17 protein-coding genes are annotated in these 16,660 nt (G+C 49.5%); 5 read left to right on the top strand and 12 right to left on the bottom strand.

What is annotated here, in order from left to right:
* Positions 1–183 precede the first annotated feature (183 nt).
* Complete coding sequence (locus tag IPP66_18475; protein ID MBK9927259.1) at positions 184–2,592, top strand: tetratricopeptide repeat protein; 2,409 nt, start codon at positions 184–186, stop codon at positions 2,590–2,592.
* Positions 2,593–2,670: 78 nt separating this feature from the next.
* Here IPP66_18475 and IPP66_18480 read toward each other — a convergent pair whose 3' ends face one another.
* The 10 genes from IPP66_18480 to IPP66_18525 all read right to left on the bottom strand — a co-directional run bounded on the left by IPP66_18480 (position 2,671) and on the right by IPP66_18525 (position 9,617).
* Positions 2,671–2,982, bottom strand: a complete 312-nt coding sequence (locus tag IPP66_18480; GenBank protein MBK9927260.1) for a DUF167 domain-containing protein — start codon at positions 2,980–2,982, stop codon at positions 2,671–2,673.
* Positions 2,983–2,990: 8 nt separating this feature from the next.
* A complete protein-coding gene (locus tag IPP66_18485) occupies positions 2,991–3,251 on the bottom strand; it encodes a YggT family protein (GenBank protein ID MBK9927261.1) in 261 nt (86 codons plus the stop codon).
* Positions 3,248–4,000: a YggS family pyridoxal phosphate-dependent enzyme gene (locus tag IPP66_18490; GenBank protein ID MBK9927262.1), complete on the bottom strand. Its 753-nt coding sequence runs from the start codon at positions 3,998–4,000 to the stop codon at positions 3,248–3,250. The genes IPP66_18485 and IPP66_18490 overlap by 4 nt, the downstream gene beginning before the upstream one ends.
* A gap of 55 nt (positions 4,001–4,055) precedes the next feature.
* A complete protein-coding gene (gene pgeF, locus IPP66_18495; protein ID MBK9927263.1) occupies positions 4,056–4,838 on the bottom strand; it encodes a peptidoglycan editing factor PgeF in 783 nt (260 codons plus the stop codon).
* A gap of 6 nt (positions 4,839–4,844) precedes the next feature.
* Positions 4,845–5,852 carry a DUF2085 domain-containing protein gene (locus IPP66_18500; GenBank protein ID MBK9927264.1) on the bottom strand — a complete coding sequence of 336 codons (1,008 nt, stop codon included), beginning with the start codon at positions 5,850–5,852 and terminating at the stop codon, positions 4,845–4,847.
* 63 nt (positions 5,853–5,915) lie between these two features.
* A complete protein-coding gene (locus tag IPP66_18505; protein MBK9927265.1) occupies positions 5,916–6,644 on the bottom strand; it encodes a cytochrome c biogenesis protein CcdA in 729 nt (242 codons plus the stop codon).
* A 1-nt stretch (position 6,645) separates the two neighbouring features.
* Complete coding sequence (locus IPP66_18510; protein ID MBK9927266.1) at positions 6,646–7,800, bottom strand: L,D-transpeptidase; 1,155 nt, start codon at positions 7,798–7,800, stop codon at positions 6,646–6,648.
* Positions 7,801–7,875: 75 nt separating this feature from the next.
* Positions 7,876–8,535, bottom strand: a complete 660-nt coding sequence (locus IPP66_18515; GenBank protein ID MBK9927267.1) for a hypothetical protein — start codon at positions 8,533–8,535, stop codon at positions 7,876–7,878.
* Positions 8,519–8,743: a hypothetical protein gene (locus IPP66_18520; GenBank protein MBK9927268.1), complete on the bottom strand. Its 225-nt coding sequence runs from the start codon at positions 8,741–8,743 to the stop codon at positions 8,519–8,521. The genes IPP66_18515 and IPP66_18520 overlap by 17 nt, the downstream gene beginning before the upstream one ends.
* A gap of 1 nt (position 8,744) precedes the next feature.
* Positions 8,745–9,617, bottom strand: a complete 873-nt coding sequence (locus IPP66_18525; protein ID MBK9927269.1) for a patatin-like phospholipase family protein — start codon at positions 9,615–9,617, stop codon at positions 8,745–8,747.
* A 193-nt stretch (positions 9,618–9,810) separates the two neighbouring features.
* On the opposite strand from IPP66_18525, the gene IPP66_18530 reads away from it, so the two are divergent.
* From IPP66_18530 to IPP66_18545, 4 genes are all read left to right on the top strand, one after another.
* Positions 9,811–10,926, top strand: coding sequence for a hypothetical protein (locus IPP66_18530; GenBank protein MBK9927270.1), 1,116 nt, complete (start codon positions 9,811–9,813; stop codon positions 10,924–10,926).
* 18 nt (positions 10,927–10,944) lie between these two features.
* Entirely contained in the window at positions 10,945–12,804 is a 1,860-nt protein-coding gene (locus tag IPP66_18535; GenBank protein ID MBK9927271.1) for a HAMP domain-containing protein, read from the top strand.
* Between the two features lie 137 nt (positions 12,805–12,941).
* Positions 12,942–13,838: an alpha/beta hydrolase gene (locus IPP66_18540; protein MBK9927272.1), complete on the top strand. Its 897-nt coding sequence runs from the start codon at positions 12,942–12,944 to the stop codon at positions 13,836–13,838.
* Positions 13,839–13,865: 27 nt separating this feature from the next.
* The gene (locus tag IPP66_18545) at positions 13,866–14,459 is read left to right on the top strand and encodes an isoprenylcysteine carboxylmethyltransferase family protein (GenBank protein ID MBK9927273.1); all 594 of its coding nucleotides are present in this window, start codon (positions 13,866–13,868) and stop codon (positions 14,457–14,459) included.
* A 6-nt stretch (positions 14,460–14,465) separates the two neighbouring features.
* On the opposite strand, the gene IPP66_18550 is transcribed toward IPP66_18545, so the two are convergent.
* Both IPP66_18550 and IPP66_18555 read right to left on the bottom strand, forming a co-directional pair.
* Positions 14,466–15,062 (bottom strand): GNAT family N-acetyltransferase, encoded by a 597-nt coding sequence (locus IPP66_18550; protein ID MBK9927274.1) that lies wholly within the window; start codon positions 15,060–15,062, stop codon positions 14,466–14,468.
* Positions 15,044–16,660 carry a UDP-N-acetylmuramoyl-L-alanyl-D-glutamate--2,6-diaminopimelate ligase gene (locus tag IPP66_18555; GenBank protein ID MBK9927275.1) on the bottom strand — a complete coding sequence of 539 codons (1,617 nt, stop codon included), beginning with the start codon at positions 16,658–16,660 and terminating at the stop codon, positions 15,044–15,046. The genes IPP66_18550 and IPP66_18555 overlap by 19 nt, the downstream gene beginning before the upstream one ends.

Below are 16,660 nucleotides of genomic sequence, written 5' to 3' on the forward strand. Positions count from 1 at the left end.
CACGGAATCGTTTTCATCCTTGTTAGGCTTACCAAAACGAAAAGTAGCATTTAGGGAACAAAATAGGCCAATTTCACAGTTAAAGCACATACAAAAGCTCAAATTGTGACCTTTTGGAAAACTACGGTACACAAACAAAACATGTCCATTGACACCCCTCCTTTCATCCAGTATAAGTTTCATATGAAAAATACAACAAAAACGGTCTGGCTGTTGGTCATTCTTGCGCTTTCAGCATGCCAGGCATTACCCACTCTACCGCCTACCTCCACGCCCACAGCCACCGCCGGACCTACCCCCACGTCGACGCCCCCGCCAACAGCAACACCCCTGCCAACCCCTGTGCCAGTGGTGCGCGTTGAATCCGGAGATCACGCATTGTTCTATGGTGATTTCGATCAAGCACGCGCACAATACGAAACCGCCTTCAACGAATCCACAGACCGCGCTGTGCAAGCCGCCGCGATTTGGGGGCTCGGACGGATGGCGCTGGATCAGGGTCAATACCAAACAGCCATCGACACGCTCACAAAGTTGACCGTCGAATACCCCGAGTCCACGTATGCCGCGCGCGCCTATTTTTTGATGGGCCAGGCCTATTACGCGCTCAACCAATTCCCACAATCGGCCGATGCATACAACACATATCTAACTCGTGTGCCCGGCGTGTTAGATGGATACGTACAGGAATATCGCGGCGATGCGCTTTACCAAACTGCGGACTACACCAACGCCATCAACGCCTACACCGCCGCGCTCAACGCCTCACGCCTCGACGATGGCCTGACTCTACAGATCAAAATTGCGCAATCCCGATTCGACTTCGGCGACTACGCTGGCGCCTTGACCCTGTTCGATCAAGTCTTCAACACCACCACCAACGATTACACCCGCGCACAAATGGATTATTTCGTTGGCAACACCCATATTAAACTCGGGCAGACCAGCGAAGCACAGACTCGTTATTTGCACGCCGTACAGAATTATCCGCTTTCAGAGTATGCCTATCTCGCACTCGTCCAACTTGTGGATGCGAAGGTCACCGTCAGCGATCTCGACCGTGGACTTGTTGATTACTTCGCAGACCAATATGACATCGCACTGGTCGCCTTAGACCGTTACATCGCAGACAACCCTGCGCACGATGGAACCGCATCCTATTACCGCGCGTTGACATTGCGCGATATGCAACGCACACAAGATGCCATCGCCGCCCTTGATAGCTTCATCAAAACTTATCCATCCCATCCCCGCTGGACAGATGCATGGGAAGAAAAGTCAAACCTGGAATGGATCACTATAGGCAACTATGCCGCAGGAGCGAAAACACTTCTTGATTTCGTATCCACAGTTCCAACCTCAGATGCCGCTCCCGATTTCTTGATGAGCGCCGCACGTATCACAGAACGCGATGGCAGGCTCGAAGAAGCCGCCCAATTATGGGATCGTGTTGCCAACGAATATCCATCAGACGACCAAACACCGGATGCGCTCTTTCTGGCAGGCATCACACGTTTCCGTCTCACAGATTACGCAGGCGCACTCGCTTCATTTCAGCGGGATCTGATCCTTTCAACAAAAGCAGAAGACCGTGCGCGAGCTAATTTCTGGATCGGCAAAACACAAACACAGATTGGCGATTCCGCTTCAGCAGAAAAATCATGGCAACAGGCACAACTTGCTGATCGCGGTGGCTACTATAGCATGCGCGCTGAAGATATTCTGGCCAAGAGGGAACCCTTCGCCTCGCCGCCCTCTATCAATCTGGATGTCGACATGAATCAGGAACGTAAAGATGCCGAGGTTTGGGTTCGGATTTCGTTCAAGCTTCCTCCAGAAACAGACCTTACCGGCCCCGGCGCGCTGGCACAAGACCCACGTTTTATTCGCGGCACAGAGCTATGGGAACTTGGCATGTACGGCGAAGCACGTCTTGAATTTGAAGCCTTGAGAGAAGCCGTGAAAACAAATGCCGTTGATAGCTTCCGCCTTGCGAATCATTTATACGATATCGGCTTATATCGCACAGCCATTTTCGCCGCGCGCGAGGTATTGACCTTAGCAGGGTTAAACGACCAAACCACTTCGCTTGCCGCACCACCATACTTCAATCACATTCGCTACGGGTTGTATTATCAAGACCTGATCCTCGTAGAAGAAGAACGCTACGGGCTTGATCCGCTCTTCATGTTCAGTGTTATTCGACAGGAAAGTTTGTTCGAAGGGTTTGTCAGTTCAACAGCCGGGGCGCATGGGTTGATGCAGATCATTCCTGACACCGGCACACAGATCGCGCGAGAACTTGGGTGGCCACTGGGCTTTACACCCAAAGACCTGTATCGCCCCGTTGTCAGTGTCCGCTTTGGAACGTATTACCTCGATAAGAACCGTGACCTGCTGGGCAATCTTTATGGGAGCCTCGCGGCTTATAACGCGGGCCCAGGCAACGCACTCGCCTGGAAAGGACTCGCGGGTGACGACCCCGACCTCTTCCTTGAGATCATCCGTTACAAAGAGACTCGCGATTACATTCGATACATTTATGAGATATACAATACATATCGTTCCATATACAGCCCTATGAAGCAATAAAAATTTAAAACACAAACATAAAGAGAGCCATCACTGTACAGTGACGGCTCTCTGGTTTTAACTCATGGAAAATATCAGTCAGCCAAGATGCGCCAGAATTCGTTGGTGGGCGGTTTCCACATCCATATTCACAACTGAGATCAACTTATCGCGCCCAGCACCACCTGCAACAATGTCCAATTGCGATTTCGAAACACCGAGGATCTCGGAGAGAAATTCGATCAAAGCATCGTTTGCCTCGTTATCTGAAGGAGGAGCCGCAAGGCGTACCTTGATCGTTCCATCATCCAGGATCTCCACGATCTCGTTGCGACTGGCGCGCGGAGTCACACGTACAGCAATGGCAGAGCCTTTTTGTCCATCATGCAGTTTGAATTTTCGATCATTCATTGTTCACCTCAGGAAATTGCATATAGAAAATTGATCAACAATTTTGAAACAATCTGGATCAATACAATCAAAACCAAAGGACTAAAATCCAACATTCCAACAGGTGGTACGATCCTTCGGATCGGATCCAGTAACGGCCGAACAAGATTATCAATGCCTTGTCGCACCGGATGATACGGGTCCATCACATAAGAAAGAAGAACGGATGCGAAAACGATCAAAACATAAATGCTGGACAATGTGTCAATGGCTTTTGCAAGTAATATCACAACGCTTCTTTCTCCGACTTATATCTGCGTGCTCCTACGATAGCCGTTCCTACTCTGACGAGGGTTGCGCCCTCTTCTACTGCAACGGTGTAATCTGCGCTCGTACCCATCGAGAGTTCACGCCAATCCGCTTTCGGGAAGGTAGAGGCCAGATGGTCACGTAACAGCCTCAAGCGTAGAAAGAAGCGGCGCGAGTCTTCAGGGTCAGTTTCCAGCGGAGGCATGGTCATTAACCCGTGAATGCTCAAGTTGGGTAAATCCAAAATGGATTGGATATCGGGATGTAAGGTATTCCAGAGAGAGTCATTCGATGCATCCCAGCCCGATTTGCTTTCTTCGCCGCCTACATTGAACTCAAGCAGAACAGGAAGGACCCTGCCGCTTTCTGCGGCGAAACGGTTCAGCCGTTGCGCGAGTTTGAGGCTATCGAGAGAGTGTAAAAGTTCAAAATGTTTGGCCACGAGTTGAGCTTTGCGACTCTGCACATGGCCGATCATGTGCCATTCTACACCACTTTGAGACGCCAAGGATTGAATTTTCGTGACACCTTCTTCAGGATAATTCTCTCCCAGGATGCGAACGCCAGCTTCGATGGCGGCCTGAACCACCTCTAGCGGTTGTGTTTTGGTGACAACGACAAGTTTGATCTCTGCAGGGTTGCGTCCGCTTTTATGCGCGGCCGTTGCAATCTGGTCAAGGGTGTGTTGATAGTTCTCGCGTATGGAAGTTACAAGGTCGGGCATGAACATATTATAACCGCCCCTTTTTGCGATTGAGTTTACGAAAAAACAAGCTTTTAACGCGTCAAAGAGGCGGCGCGAGGGAGATCAACGCCCCAAAACGTCCGGTTTTCCCTTTTTCAGCACGGTGCGAGAACCAGTCTTCGGTATGGCAGGCGGTACAAATACCGGCAAGTTCAACCTGCTTGACACCTGCCCGTTCGAGCAGATATTGATTGGCTTTCCATAGATCAAAATGGATTTTTTCGCCGTGCGGCTGAAGGACCAAATCTGAATCTTTCCCAAACAATTGCGTTGCTTGTGAAAACACATTCTCTCCGACTTCGTAGTGGTCAGGTCCAATGGATGGACCAATGCAGGCGACAACATCTGATGGGAGTGAACCGTATCGCTCTGTCATGGCTCTGACGGTTGCCCCCGCCACATCCCGCACAGTCCCCTGCCACCCAGCATGGGAAACACCGATCACATTTTTTATGGGATCATGAAACAGAATAGGCACACAATCTGCGAAGCGCATGAAGAGCGTCACTTCAAGACGATCTGTCAGAAGAATATCGGCCTGTCGATAAGGCTCGTCCATATTGCGAGGAGCATCCGCAAAGATAACATCTGTGCCATGCACTTGCCATACATCAAAGATGGAATCGGGTTCGCGCTCCAAAGCATTAAATGAAAGGCGACGATTCTCACGCACACTTTCGATCACGTCTCCTAACATCCCCCCCACGTTGAGGGAACTCCATGGGCCGAGACTTTTGCCCCCATGCCGTGTGAAGATAGCGTGACGAACCTTCAGGGTATTAAACTGAAAATAGCGTAATCCGCTTCGCTGGGTAAAAGGCATGATAGATTAATTTTGCGCGATGTTGGCGAATTTCTTGACGAAGAATTGGCGCGTCTCAGACATGGACTCTTCGATGGCAGGATATGCAAACCAAGCAGTGGCTAAACCAAACAAAGCACCTGTGATCACACGGTACAGCGGAATGCTTTCTCGATAAGGAAGAATTTGAGTCAGCCAAGACCATTCCATCTGGCTGAATAGTTGCGAGAAGCCGTCGAGGCCGATGGGTCCCATTCCGATCAGAATCCAAAGCATCCAATGCAGAGGTTTGATACGTCGACCTGTCAGGCTGTACACGATACCAAAGAGGAAGATGGCCGAGTAAATGGCAATATCCCGTTCACAGAGCGCCATTTTGTATCCCATGGTCGGGTTGCCGGTAAATTGACGGGCCTCCAAGCGAGACGGGCTCACAGGGTTGTGCACATCAGTTAGCCCAGTAGCTTCTTCGAAACTGATGACATTATCCACATGCGCATCTTTCAACGGATAATAAGCCTGTTCACCGAACAAGAAAAATGACCTAAACCCGAACTGATGGCAAAGCGGTTTGTAGATTGTGTAAATCACATTGGCAGGGCCGGTCACACCAGCGTTCATAAGCACCGGGGCAAGGATAGGCAAACCGAAATAAAGCAACATGGCGAAATTGAGCAACGCCAGATAATGCTTGGAGATCCCAAACATTATGCGGTCACCTCGACTGATCTTTCCGCCACGCTCAACACGTTCGTAGTGATCTTCCCGTCCGAGTTTATCCAACATGCCACGACGGTCGCTGGCAGCACCGAGGGTCATGGTCATTTTTTGTTTATCAAAGGGATGAACGAGGCGATATGGGCCAACTTCGAGCACGGGAGCATTCTCGCCATATTTTTTAGTGATGGCAGGGTCCGAGTCAACATCCACTTCGGCCAGACGATGAGGAAACTTTTCTTTCAAAGATTCCAAGTCGGCACGGGCCTGATCGGAATGCTGGTCATTCTTGCGTGTGTAGAGTGTGATTGTAAGCATTGAGCTATCCATAAAATAAAGTAACAGTTGCTTTTGATACAACTGTCACTTTATTCGTAAAGACTAAAGGCCGAAGTCGATCCAAACGTTTTGACTCAATTGAGCGGCATATTTCTCGTAGATGCCAGCAAAGAGCGCAAAACCGATGAGCACCAGGATAACACCCATAACGATCTCAACATAGTGCATCACCTTGCCATATTTTTTGAGGGTGAGCGATACCCAGCCAATGCCCAAAGCGGCGATCAAGAATGGGATGGCGAGTCCAGCTGAATAGGCAGAAAGAAGCGTGACTCCCGTCGAGACAGAACCACCATTGAGGGAAAGAGTCAGGATCGCCCCGAGGACAGGCCCAACACAGGGAGCCCATCCTGCTGAAAAAAAGACGCCCATCAGCGCAGACGAGAGGTATCCCCATTTGCGGTCTGGGAGTTGCTGTACACGTGTATCGTATTCAAGGAACGGGATGCGGAAGACGCCGATCATGTGCAAGCCGAAAATAATGACTACCACACCGCCGACCTTGGCAAGTATCCAGCGCAGATCAAAAAGGAAATGCCCAAGTGACGCTGATGCAACACCAAGTGTTATAAAGACAGCGCTAAACCCAAGAACAAACGCCAGCCCATGAGTAAATGTGATGAAGCGATTGCTCTCTGTTGTTTCACCGCCCGCCGCGCGCCCGCCCAAATATCCAATATAAGCAGGGACAAGAGAAAAGACACACGGTGAAAGGAAGGAGGCCAGTCCCGCTAAAAACGAAAGGCCAATGGAGATCTTTGAAATGTCCATTTTATACGCTCAGTTCTTTGACGATCACGTGCGTACCAGCATCCAATCCTTGCGAAACCACGTCTCCTTGATCTCCAGTCGCTACGGCAGGCAACGTCCAACGGAAGATCCATTTTGCATCTTCAGGTGTGCAGTTCACACATCCATGCGAGCGAGGCACACCGAATTTGTTATGCCAGAACGCGGCATGAATAGCATATCCATCGCCGCTAAAAAGAGTTGTCCACGATACTGCGGCCGTATCATAACCTGAACCTGTTGTGCCACCCGCCATATGAATGGAAATGGCTTTGCGCCAGGTAGTGTGTTCTCCAAGCGGAGTCAGATACTCTGTCACTGTGTTGCCATACAGGTCACGATATTGACCTGTAGATACACGACAGAAATATACTTCTTCATTGCCTTCAAAACAGGAGAGCGCCTGATAATTTTCAGTGCGGTCTACAACAATCCGTTTCGTAGCAGGGTCCACATCTGGGTGGATCGGAGAAATATCATCCTGTGTCAACGGACGGAACGCAGAGGCATCGCCCCAGAGAAGGTCACCATAACCACCACCGGTGAAACCGCTGGGATGATATCCACCGTTTTCATTGAAGCGATACAAGATCAAGCCGTTGCTTTGCGCGATCTTATCGATCCAAACCACCTGACTGTAATACATGCGAATGGGGAAATTCCCTTCGACCAATGTTTTGACATGTGGCGAAATAGCGGGGCCTTCGAGTTGCATATCCACATACGGGACAGTGACTTCCGCCCAAAAGCCAGACTTTCCATCAGGGATGGAAGTCAACGGGGTGTTGACAAGGTTTCGCACCGGCTGAAGGTTATCAGCATAGATGTAACCGTCTGGCGTCTTTACCCAACGTTGGTTGATCAGATTCGGGTCGATCGCGCCGCGCGTAACAAGCTCATGTTCCCAAACCACAACAGCGTCATCATACAAAACGCCGAGCGATGGAGCATTGATATTCGGCTCGCCTCGCACATCGATCTTGGAAAACACGCGTCCCAACCGTTCTGCCGCTGGGAATTGCGCCAAAGGGCGAGAAAGCTCCAAAGGGTTATATCCCTTGAGAGCCAGCGCACCCAAGCCCGCCAAACCAACACCTGATACTTTCAAAAAATCACGACGTGAAATGTTATTTTGCATTCTATTCCTCAATTACATTAATGGATGGGAGGATAATCTTGAATCATACCCGAGTCAACTGTCGTTAAGAAAATCCTAATCTTCAAAATACGAGCGTAACGCCTTCATACAATTCAGGCTAACCTTGTGCCCCACTTCATCTTCACAGTAGGTAACCTTCGCCCCTGCCTGCTCAAGTAACTCCATCGAAGCACGCGCACGGTCAATAGGAACCAAATCATCTTTTGTCCCATGTGTCACGAAAATCGTTTTGCCTTCCAGTGGGCGTTGTCGAATGACATCATCCAAACCACTTGGCACAAAGCCTGCAAGGATTCCGATTTTTCGGATTCTCTGCGGATACAACAATGCCAACAAATTGGACATAGCCGCCCCCTGACTGAATCCCATCACATCAAAATCGCTCGCTTCTATCTTAGCCGATGCCTGATACTCATCCACGAGGTGGATCAGTGCCTCAGCCGCTGGCAAAAACTGATCGAGGCTGGGCCGGCCAAAGGTCCCGGGCTGAGGCGGACGCCAGGAATAGCCAAATGGCTCAGCAACATGAGCGGCGCGCGGAGCGATCATCCAATATTGTTTAGGAAGGTCACGCGCAAAAACCCACATGGAGTTCTCGTCACCGGTAATCCCATGGAGCATCAACAACAAACGCGAAGGGCGTTCAGTCGCTTCCCGAACTCGTAACGTCCAATCATTAAACTGAATGAGGGTTGTATTACTTGGGTCGGGCATGCTTGAGGATCCATTCAATCCCAACAAAGACAGCCAGGATCAAGACGACCGGGAACAGCCCAGCCAACATGCAAGTCAACCCCATGCCAGCGGCTTGTCCGCCGTAAATAACCCAGATCAATCCAACGCCCACTACCAATAAAAGAGTAAAGGCACCAAGGGCAAGGCGCACCCCGGTTTGTTTTGCATATTCACGTAAATCTCTCATCTCAAACTCCTACAGCACGGCGCAAGCGATTTTGCCATGCGAATAATTTTTTCAATTCAGGCAAAGCGGCTTCCACCACTTCTTCACCTTTGCGCACAACTTCATGCACATCCACGCGGTCAAGTATATCAATATCGGTTACCTGAGGGCGAAGGATAATCTCTGGCTTATCTACCTGTAATCGATATTCGGCAACCGCACGGTTGACCATATCAAGTGAACGCAGGAAAACATCGAAAGCTTGTGTATAGCGTAATCTACTCAACCGATCAAGAACTGCCTGTGGAATATAGTCTGGCAATGGCACGCTCCATGTTTCAGCAGGGACGCCAATCGGCGTGGTAAGTACAACTGCAACAACAGGTAATTTGGGCATAAGCGAACGAACAGGCGCAACAGGAACGGGGTCTAGTGTGCCACCATCTACGAGTTCTGTCTCGCCAATGCGTTTTGCGGGGAAGAGGCCAGGGATGGCAATCGTCGCAAGGACAGCCTCTACAAGTGAACCTTCAGAGAGCAAAACCTCACATCCACATCGCAAGTCTGCGGCGGTGAGCACGCATGGGATTTTCAGGTCGGCAAAAGTGCGTTCACCTATTGTTTCTCTTAACCATTTTGTTGCGCCAGCCAGCCCAAGCATTGACGGACCTTCGCCCGCTCCATGCCCATAAAGTTGTTTCTGGTCGAGCGCGGCAAACATTTCTTCAATCGCATCGGGAGAATAGCCAAGCGCAAAAAAAACAGCGACAATACCGCCGAAGCTGGTTCCAGCAACGGCATCGATCTTGAATCCTTCTTTTTGAAGGCGACGGATAACGCCAATGTGCGAATTGCCTTTTGCGCCTCCACCACCAAGGGCGAGAGTGATGTTCATAGTGTGAATTGAATCCTGTGAAGTATTATACCGTCCGCTCGCCATTTGAGAGTTTTACGTTTTGGCGTGTTGTATGCGCAAAAAGGGTGTCCATCCGGTTTTTGTTATCAAATTTGAATACTACACGCCATATAAGTAGCTGTATAATTTGAAAATCCAGACCAAACCAGTCCAATATCGAAAGTAGAGAAATATGAAAAAGCTCACTTCCCTATCCTTGGTTTTCGTTTCGGTTTTTCTTTTTACCATGGGCTTCGCCTCAGTCGCAGGCGCAAGCAACAATCCACAAGGCGATCAGGTGGCGCACGGAAAATACATTGCAACCATCGCGGGTTGCACCTCTTGCCACACTCCCTATAAAGCGGATTATCAAAAACATCCACAAGAACTGACCCTCGAGCAGATTCGCACCATCGCCTTCGACGACCACCTCGCCACCGATCAAGACAAACTTTTAGCTGGGGGTCGCCCCTTTGACCTTGGTCCTGCAGGAATCCTTTTCACACGTAACATTACCCCCGACAAAGAAACCGGCATCGGTGGTTGGTCTGATGAGCAGGTCAAAATTGCCGTCAAAACAGGTATCGACAATAAAGGTAATGTGCTATTCCCTGTGATGCCTTATCACGTCTATAGCGGAATGGCCGATACGGACCTTGATGCCGTGATCGCCTATCTGCACTCTGTAAATGCCATCTCCAACCCCATACCCGAACGGACGGTCCCTACCGAAGGCATGCCAACTCCGCCATATCAAGCCGGGATCGTGGCTCCTGAAGCATCTGATAAAGCCGCACGCGGAGCATACCTTGTGAATAGCGTAATGGGATGCACCGATTGTCATACTCCTGTTGACCCTGCTACTGGCGCACCCATTCTCGATAAATATTTGGCTGGCAGACAACCTTATGAAGGACCTTGGGGAATCGTCTATGGCGGTAACATCACCCCCGATAAAGAAACCGGCATCGGCAAATGGACAGATGAAGAAGTAAAACGCGCTCTTATTTCTGGCACAGGACGGGATGGAAGACGCTTGATCTTAATGCCCTGGTATGTGTACACATCGCTTACCGCTGAGGATGCGGATGCGGTCGTCTACTATCTCAAGAACGGACTCCCTGCCGTCAGCAATAAAATTCCAGCCGCTTCGTTGAAACCAGAATTCAACGTAATGGCGCCCAGCACGCAGGAGCAATCGTCAGTTAAGAATGAACCGCTCTCCCCTGTCCTGATCCTTGTAGCTGGACTGGCAGTGATCCTGCTTGTTTCATTGGTTGGATTATTCCTTAGAAAAAAATCCGTGTAACGTATTATGATGGGAGCCATGCGTAGACTTTTACAAGACAGGTTCATGGGTATTCAGGCAAAGCTGGTCTTTCCGCTTGCCGTGACTATACTCCTGCTGGTTGCCGTCCTGTCTCCGTTGACAAACCGCGTCATCAACAGTCAGATCGAATCGGAAGCAGATCGCCGCCTTGCAGAGATCGCTGATTCCGTCGGGGCGTTGATCGAGAACACGGAAGTGTTGGTGAAAAACAACGCGACCCTTCTCGCTAAACAGCCAGAGGTGGTGATTGCTTTCGACAACCCATCCATCTCTAGTGATTTACTAACAGAGATCAAAACTTCTTTGAATCTGCAAGAGCTTTCCCTTTACACAGCTAATTTCAAACCAGGGGACCTTGCCTACTTCTACGGTGGCCCTACAGTTGCCCGCAGGTTACAAGTCAGTGAAGATGCTACACGTATCCGCGAAGAATTGATCCTAAAGGCAATTGAGTCTCAAAGCGCCGTGAGCAGTGTAGCGATTTCCGCGCAAAGCTCGCAGATTATCGGCGTTGCACCGGTATTTTCTCCCAGCAACCGTTTGCTTGGTGTTGTGTTGGCCGCGTTTTATATGGACGAAGAGTACATAAAAAATGTAAGCGCCATCATCGATACAGACATTACTGTGATCAAAGATAACGCAGTCATTGCCGGGACGATTGACCCTGCCGTCGGATACGAAACGCTTATCAATCAAGGCTGGCTCACGAGCACTGAGCTCCCTGCGGTGAACGTCAAATACAGCAACAATGTGGACTACCGTATGCTCGGACATCCACTTGTGGTTTCAGGGAATCAACAAGGTTCGGTATTGGTTGCCCAACCGATTCAAAACTTGTTCACTGTCAGTAAAAACATTCAGATCATATTGATCACAGTAACAGGTATCTTTGGCCTGACCGCGCTCTGGTTTTGGATCGCGGCCTTCCTTGCCTTCACACGTCCACTTGCACAAATGACACAAGCCACAACCAACATGAGTCAAGGTGACTTGAAACAAAAGGTCAATACGGCTTACATGTTGTTCAAAGACGAGATCACCATCTTGAGCGAGAACTTCAACAAGATGGCAGAGAACTTAAGCGAATCCTATTCCAGCTTAGAGGAACGCGTCGAACAACGGACTCAGGAATTGGCTGTAGCAAGAGACGAAGCAGTCGCGGCAAATCAGTCCAAGTCTGAATTTGTTTCGCTCGTTTCCCATGAGCTCAAACTCCCAATGACATCCATCAAAGGATACAGCGACTTAATGCTTTCGGGGGCAACCGGCCAATTGAGCGAGAATCAGGTCAACTTCCTGACAACGATCCGCAACAACGTCAACCGCATGGCAACGCTCGTCTCAGACCTCGCAGACATCTCGCGCATCGAAAGCGGTAACTTACGTCTCGAACCACGTGAAGTGCCGGTATGGGATGTCATTGATGAAGTAGTCACGCTCACACGCACACAGGTCACACAGAAAAATCAAACTGTCACGGTGGATATTCCCAAAGAACTCCCCAAGTCATGGTGCGACCGTAACCGTCTTGCACAGGTACTTACCAATCTCATCAGCAATGCCAACAAATACACACCCGAAGGCGGCGCGATCATCGTGCAAGCCATTCAACAAGATGACATGATCCAGATCAAAGTACAGGATAATGGCTTAGGCATGACTCCTGAAGATCAAGAAAAACTTTTTGGCAAATTCTTCCGTTCGGCCGATGAAAAGGTCCGCGAGGCGCCCGGCACCGGGCTCGGCCTCAGCATCACCAAGAACCTCATCGAAATGCAGGGTGGGAAGATCTGGTTCGAAAGCGAATTCCGCAAAGGGACGAGTTTCTACTTTACAGTCCCAATTACATCGGATTAAAATCCGCCTCAAGCGTAGCTGAAACCTGACCCTACACAAATAGCCTTTCCTTGCGAAAGGCTATTTTTTTAAAGTTAAGCTTTTTCATACAGACGTGTATAATCCCCTAAAAAATGGCGAGGATTCATAATTCAACTATGGGCACCCGAATCATCTTGATCGTGCTAAGCCTGCTCCTACTTGCGGCCTGCGGCCCCAAAAGACCCACATTCGATAAAACGAAATTCGGCACAACAGAACATGATGTTACATACTGCACTGTAAACGAACTCCCCCAAAAAATGGATGTGTACTACCCATCCTCCGGTGGCCCGTGGCCGGTGCTTGTTTATATGCATGGCGGAAGTTGGTATCAGGGCGATAAGTCCGATGGCGTTGGTTGGGGTGATATGGCAAAGTCCGGTGTTCTGGTGGTCTCTCTGAACTATCGACTGGGTGATTATCAAACTAAATTCCCAGCCATGATCGAAGATATAAAATGCGCCGTCCGCTACTTGCGGGCACATCAATACGAATACAACCTTGACCCTGATCGTTTTGCCGCTGTTGGCGCCAGCGCAGGTGGACATCTCGCCGCCCTACTCGCCACAGCTGATCCATCCGCTGGCTGGGATGTGGGAGAGTATCTCGATCAGTCTAGTAAGGTACAAGCAGTTATCGTCATGTCAGGAATCGCAGATTTCACAAGTAACATTCCCAATGGATTGAACACATCGATCTTCTACTCGTTCGGCTATCTGGCTGGCAGTAACACACCGGAAAACGCAACCGCCAGTCCAATCACATACGTCACGCCTGATGACCCGCCTTTTCTTATTATTCATGGCGACAAAGATGGTGTTGTCCCTATCGCACAAGCAGAAATACTAGATCAGAAACTTAAAGAGGCTGGTGTACCTTCCACCTTTGTGACCATCCAAGGCGGAGACCACTCACTGAAGACCCTGAGTGGAGAGCCAACCATCCCTTCACAGGAAGAGTACTCAAAGATCATTTCGGATTTTTTGAAGGAACATTTAAAGCTGAAACAATAGGGTAACAAAACTTACTCGGAAAAGGAAATGCCAATGCTCACCGGTGTTTACCAATCGATTCCACTCATCGTGTTACTTATCGTATACTACATGCTAGATATCTGGCTAATGCGTCGCTTCAATCCCAATCGTGGCTTGTTGGAAAAAAGGGACACTCTCAATACAACTACAATTTTCATCGCGTTAACGCTAATAGTACTTCAACCCGTCTTCATGCCCTGGCTGGGCATCCATATTACAGCCTCATGGGGATTAATAGTTCAGGTTATCGGTGTGCTTCTTATTATGCTTGGTTTTTTGTTGATGGTATGGGTGCGGTTACACTTAAAAGGGCTATTCTCAGAACAGGTGGAACTACAACCTGGCCACCACTTGGTAAACACCGGCCCGTATGCATACATTCGTCACCCGCTATACACTACGTTTTACTTAATGGCATTAGGTTTGTTGTTAATCAAACCAGCTGTGTTCGAGTTGTTCATTCTATGCTTTATTCTCTGGCATTTTTCAAAACTGGCAAAAAAGGAAGACACCCTGCTCAGTAAAGAATTACCCGGCTACAAGGAATACATGGCAATCACGCCCGCCTTCCTGCCTACTCCATGGCGGGCTGCAAAGTAATAAAAGCTATTGAGCAAGCATTTCACTCAAACGCTTCTTCACCTCAGGCCATTCAGAATTGATGATGCTGTAATACACTGAGTGACGGATCCGCCCGGTTGGCAAGATCATGTGATTGCGCAACACGCCTTCCTTCACTGCGCCGATCCGCTCGATAGCTCTCTGTGATCGCAGGTTCAACGAATCCGTTTTGATCTGCACGCGAATGCAACCCAATGTCTCAAAGGCGTGTGTTAATAGCAAATACTTGCATTCGGTGTTCACGGCGGTCCGCTGAAAATCAACTCCATACCATGTTCCGCCTATTTCAAGTCCCTTATCTTTCGGCATGATATTCAAATAGCGCGTCGCTCCAGCGATACGGCCAGATGCAAGATGAATGACAACAAAGGGAAGGTCTGTCCCTCTTCCGGCACGCGTGACAATATCGCGCACCCAATTTCTCATATCGGTCTCTGTTTCCATGTTTCCATACAACATGAAATCCCAAAACGTTTGCCCAACACCGATCTCAGCCAACCCGGGGACATGAGCTTCTGTCATCGGTTCAAGCCGTACGTGGTTGCCTTCCAGCACAACAGGTTTTATTTCAAGAGCAGCCATTCTTTTTCCTCTGTATCTTGCGTAGGCAGATAAGGCATCTTCGGGCCTTCCACACCAAGGTATTCGCTCAACGCGGCCCGCATCGCAACACGATCATCCCACAAATGTTCGCGCTCTCCAAAACACATGGACTGTTCATGTCCCTTGCCACATGAGATCACAATATCACCGGGACGTGCCAATTTCAACGCAAAGCGGATTGCTTCGCCCCGATCTGGGATTCGCCAAAATGTCTCTCCTTCGCGTCCTCCCTTGGACCCTTCGACTGGTCGCTCAGGGCGACGCCTTGCACCTGCCGCCATTTCCTCGAGAATTCCATCCAGCGATTCGGTACGCGGGTCTTCGGCAGTCAATATCGAGAGATCAGCCAGTTCAGCAGATGTTTCTGCCATCATGCGACGTTTTTCCTTATCCCGCAAGCCAGCAGAACCAAAAATACAGATTACACGACCACTCGTCATCGGTCGGACAGCTTCCAGTGCAGATCTCAACGCATTTGGAGTATGGGCAAAATCCACAATGGCCGTGAAGTTCTGTCCCAAGTCGATGCGTTCCATACGGCCAGAAACACCATCCAGGGAGGCAATTCCCTGTGCGGCAACTTCTGGCTTGATACCCAGCCCATAGACGGCAACAGTAAACGCGGCGAGACAATTCGAAACATTGAACGCGCCAACCAGTTTGCTCGTTACATCTACCTGAAAGTCTTTGCTCTGTGCCGTGAAATGGATTCCCGATGGGCTGTAGGAAATATCCATTGCGCGCACATCCGAGCCTTCTCCCAATCCATAATTCAGCTTGTTGACTTTGATAAAGGTATTCAGAAAATCAAACGATTTGACGTCGTCACGGTTGATCACGCCCAAGCGTGGATTTCCCTGTGGCTTATCCAAAGTAATTTCAAGGCTGGAGAATAATCTCGCTTTAGCGGCGCGATAGTTTTCGTATGTGCCATGTTCGTTCATGTGCTCGTGAGTAATATTCGTGACAACGCCAATATCAAATGCACAGGCATCCACGCGGTGCTGTGACCATCCATGTGAAGTGGTCTCGAGCACAACATGAGTCAAGCCAGCATCCACCATCTTTGCTAGATAGCGCTGAACATCATGCGCATCTGGTGTGGTGACATGGAATCCTGTATCCAATACTTCGTCACCGATCACCGCATTGACCGTGGAGATCATGCCTGCCTTGATGTTCGCCGCGATCAAAATTTGATACAACAGGTTTGTCGTAGTCGTCTTGCCGTCGGTGCCGGTCACACCGATCACTGTCAGCTTACGACCCGGCCATTCGTGGAACGAACCAGCTATCCACGTCAGGACTTGACGCGTGTTTTCGAGTCGAATATATGGGACGGAGATGCCGACAATCTCTTTTTCGCCAACAACAGCAACAGCGCCATTGTCAATCGCTTTCTGAATGTAGTTGTGGCCGTCTGCAGTGCCGCCGGTCAACGCAACGAAAAGATGACCGTGTTGTACAGCACGGCTGTCAATGGATATACCGCTGATCAGAATGTCGGGTGCATCCTTCACGCGAAAGGCGCTTGGAAGCTCAGCAAAGATTTGTTTGAGTGATTTTTGATGGTTCAT

This window comes from Candidatus Defluviilinea proxima (assembly GCA_016721115.1).
Taxonomy (GTDB): domain Bacteria; phylum Chloroflexota; class Anaerolineae; order Anaerolineales; family Villigracilaceae; genus Defluviilinea; species Defluviilinea proxima.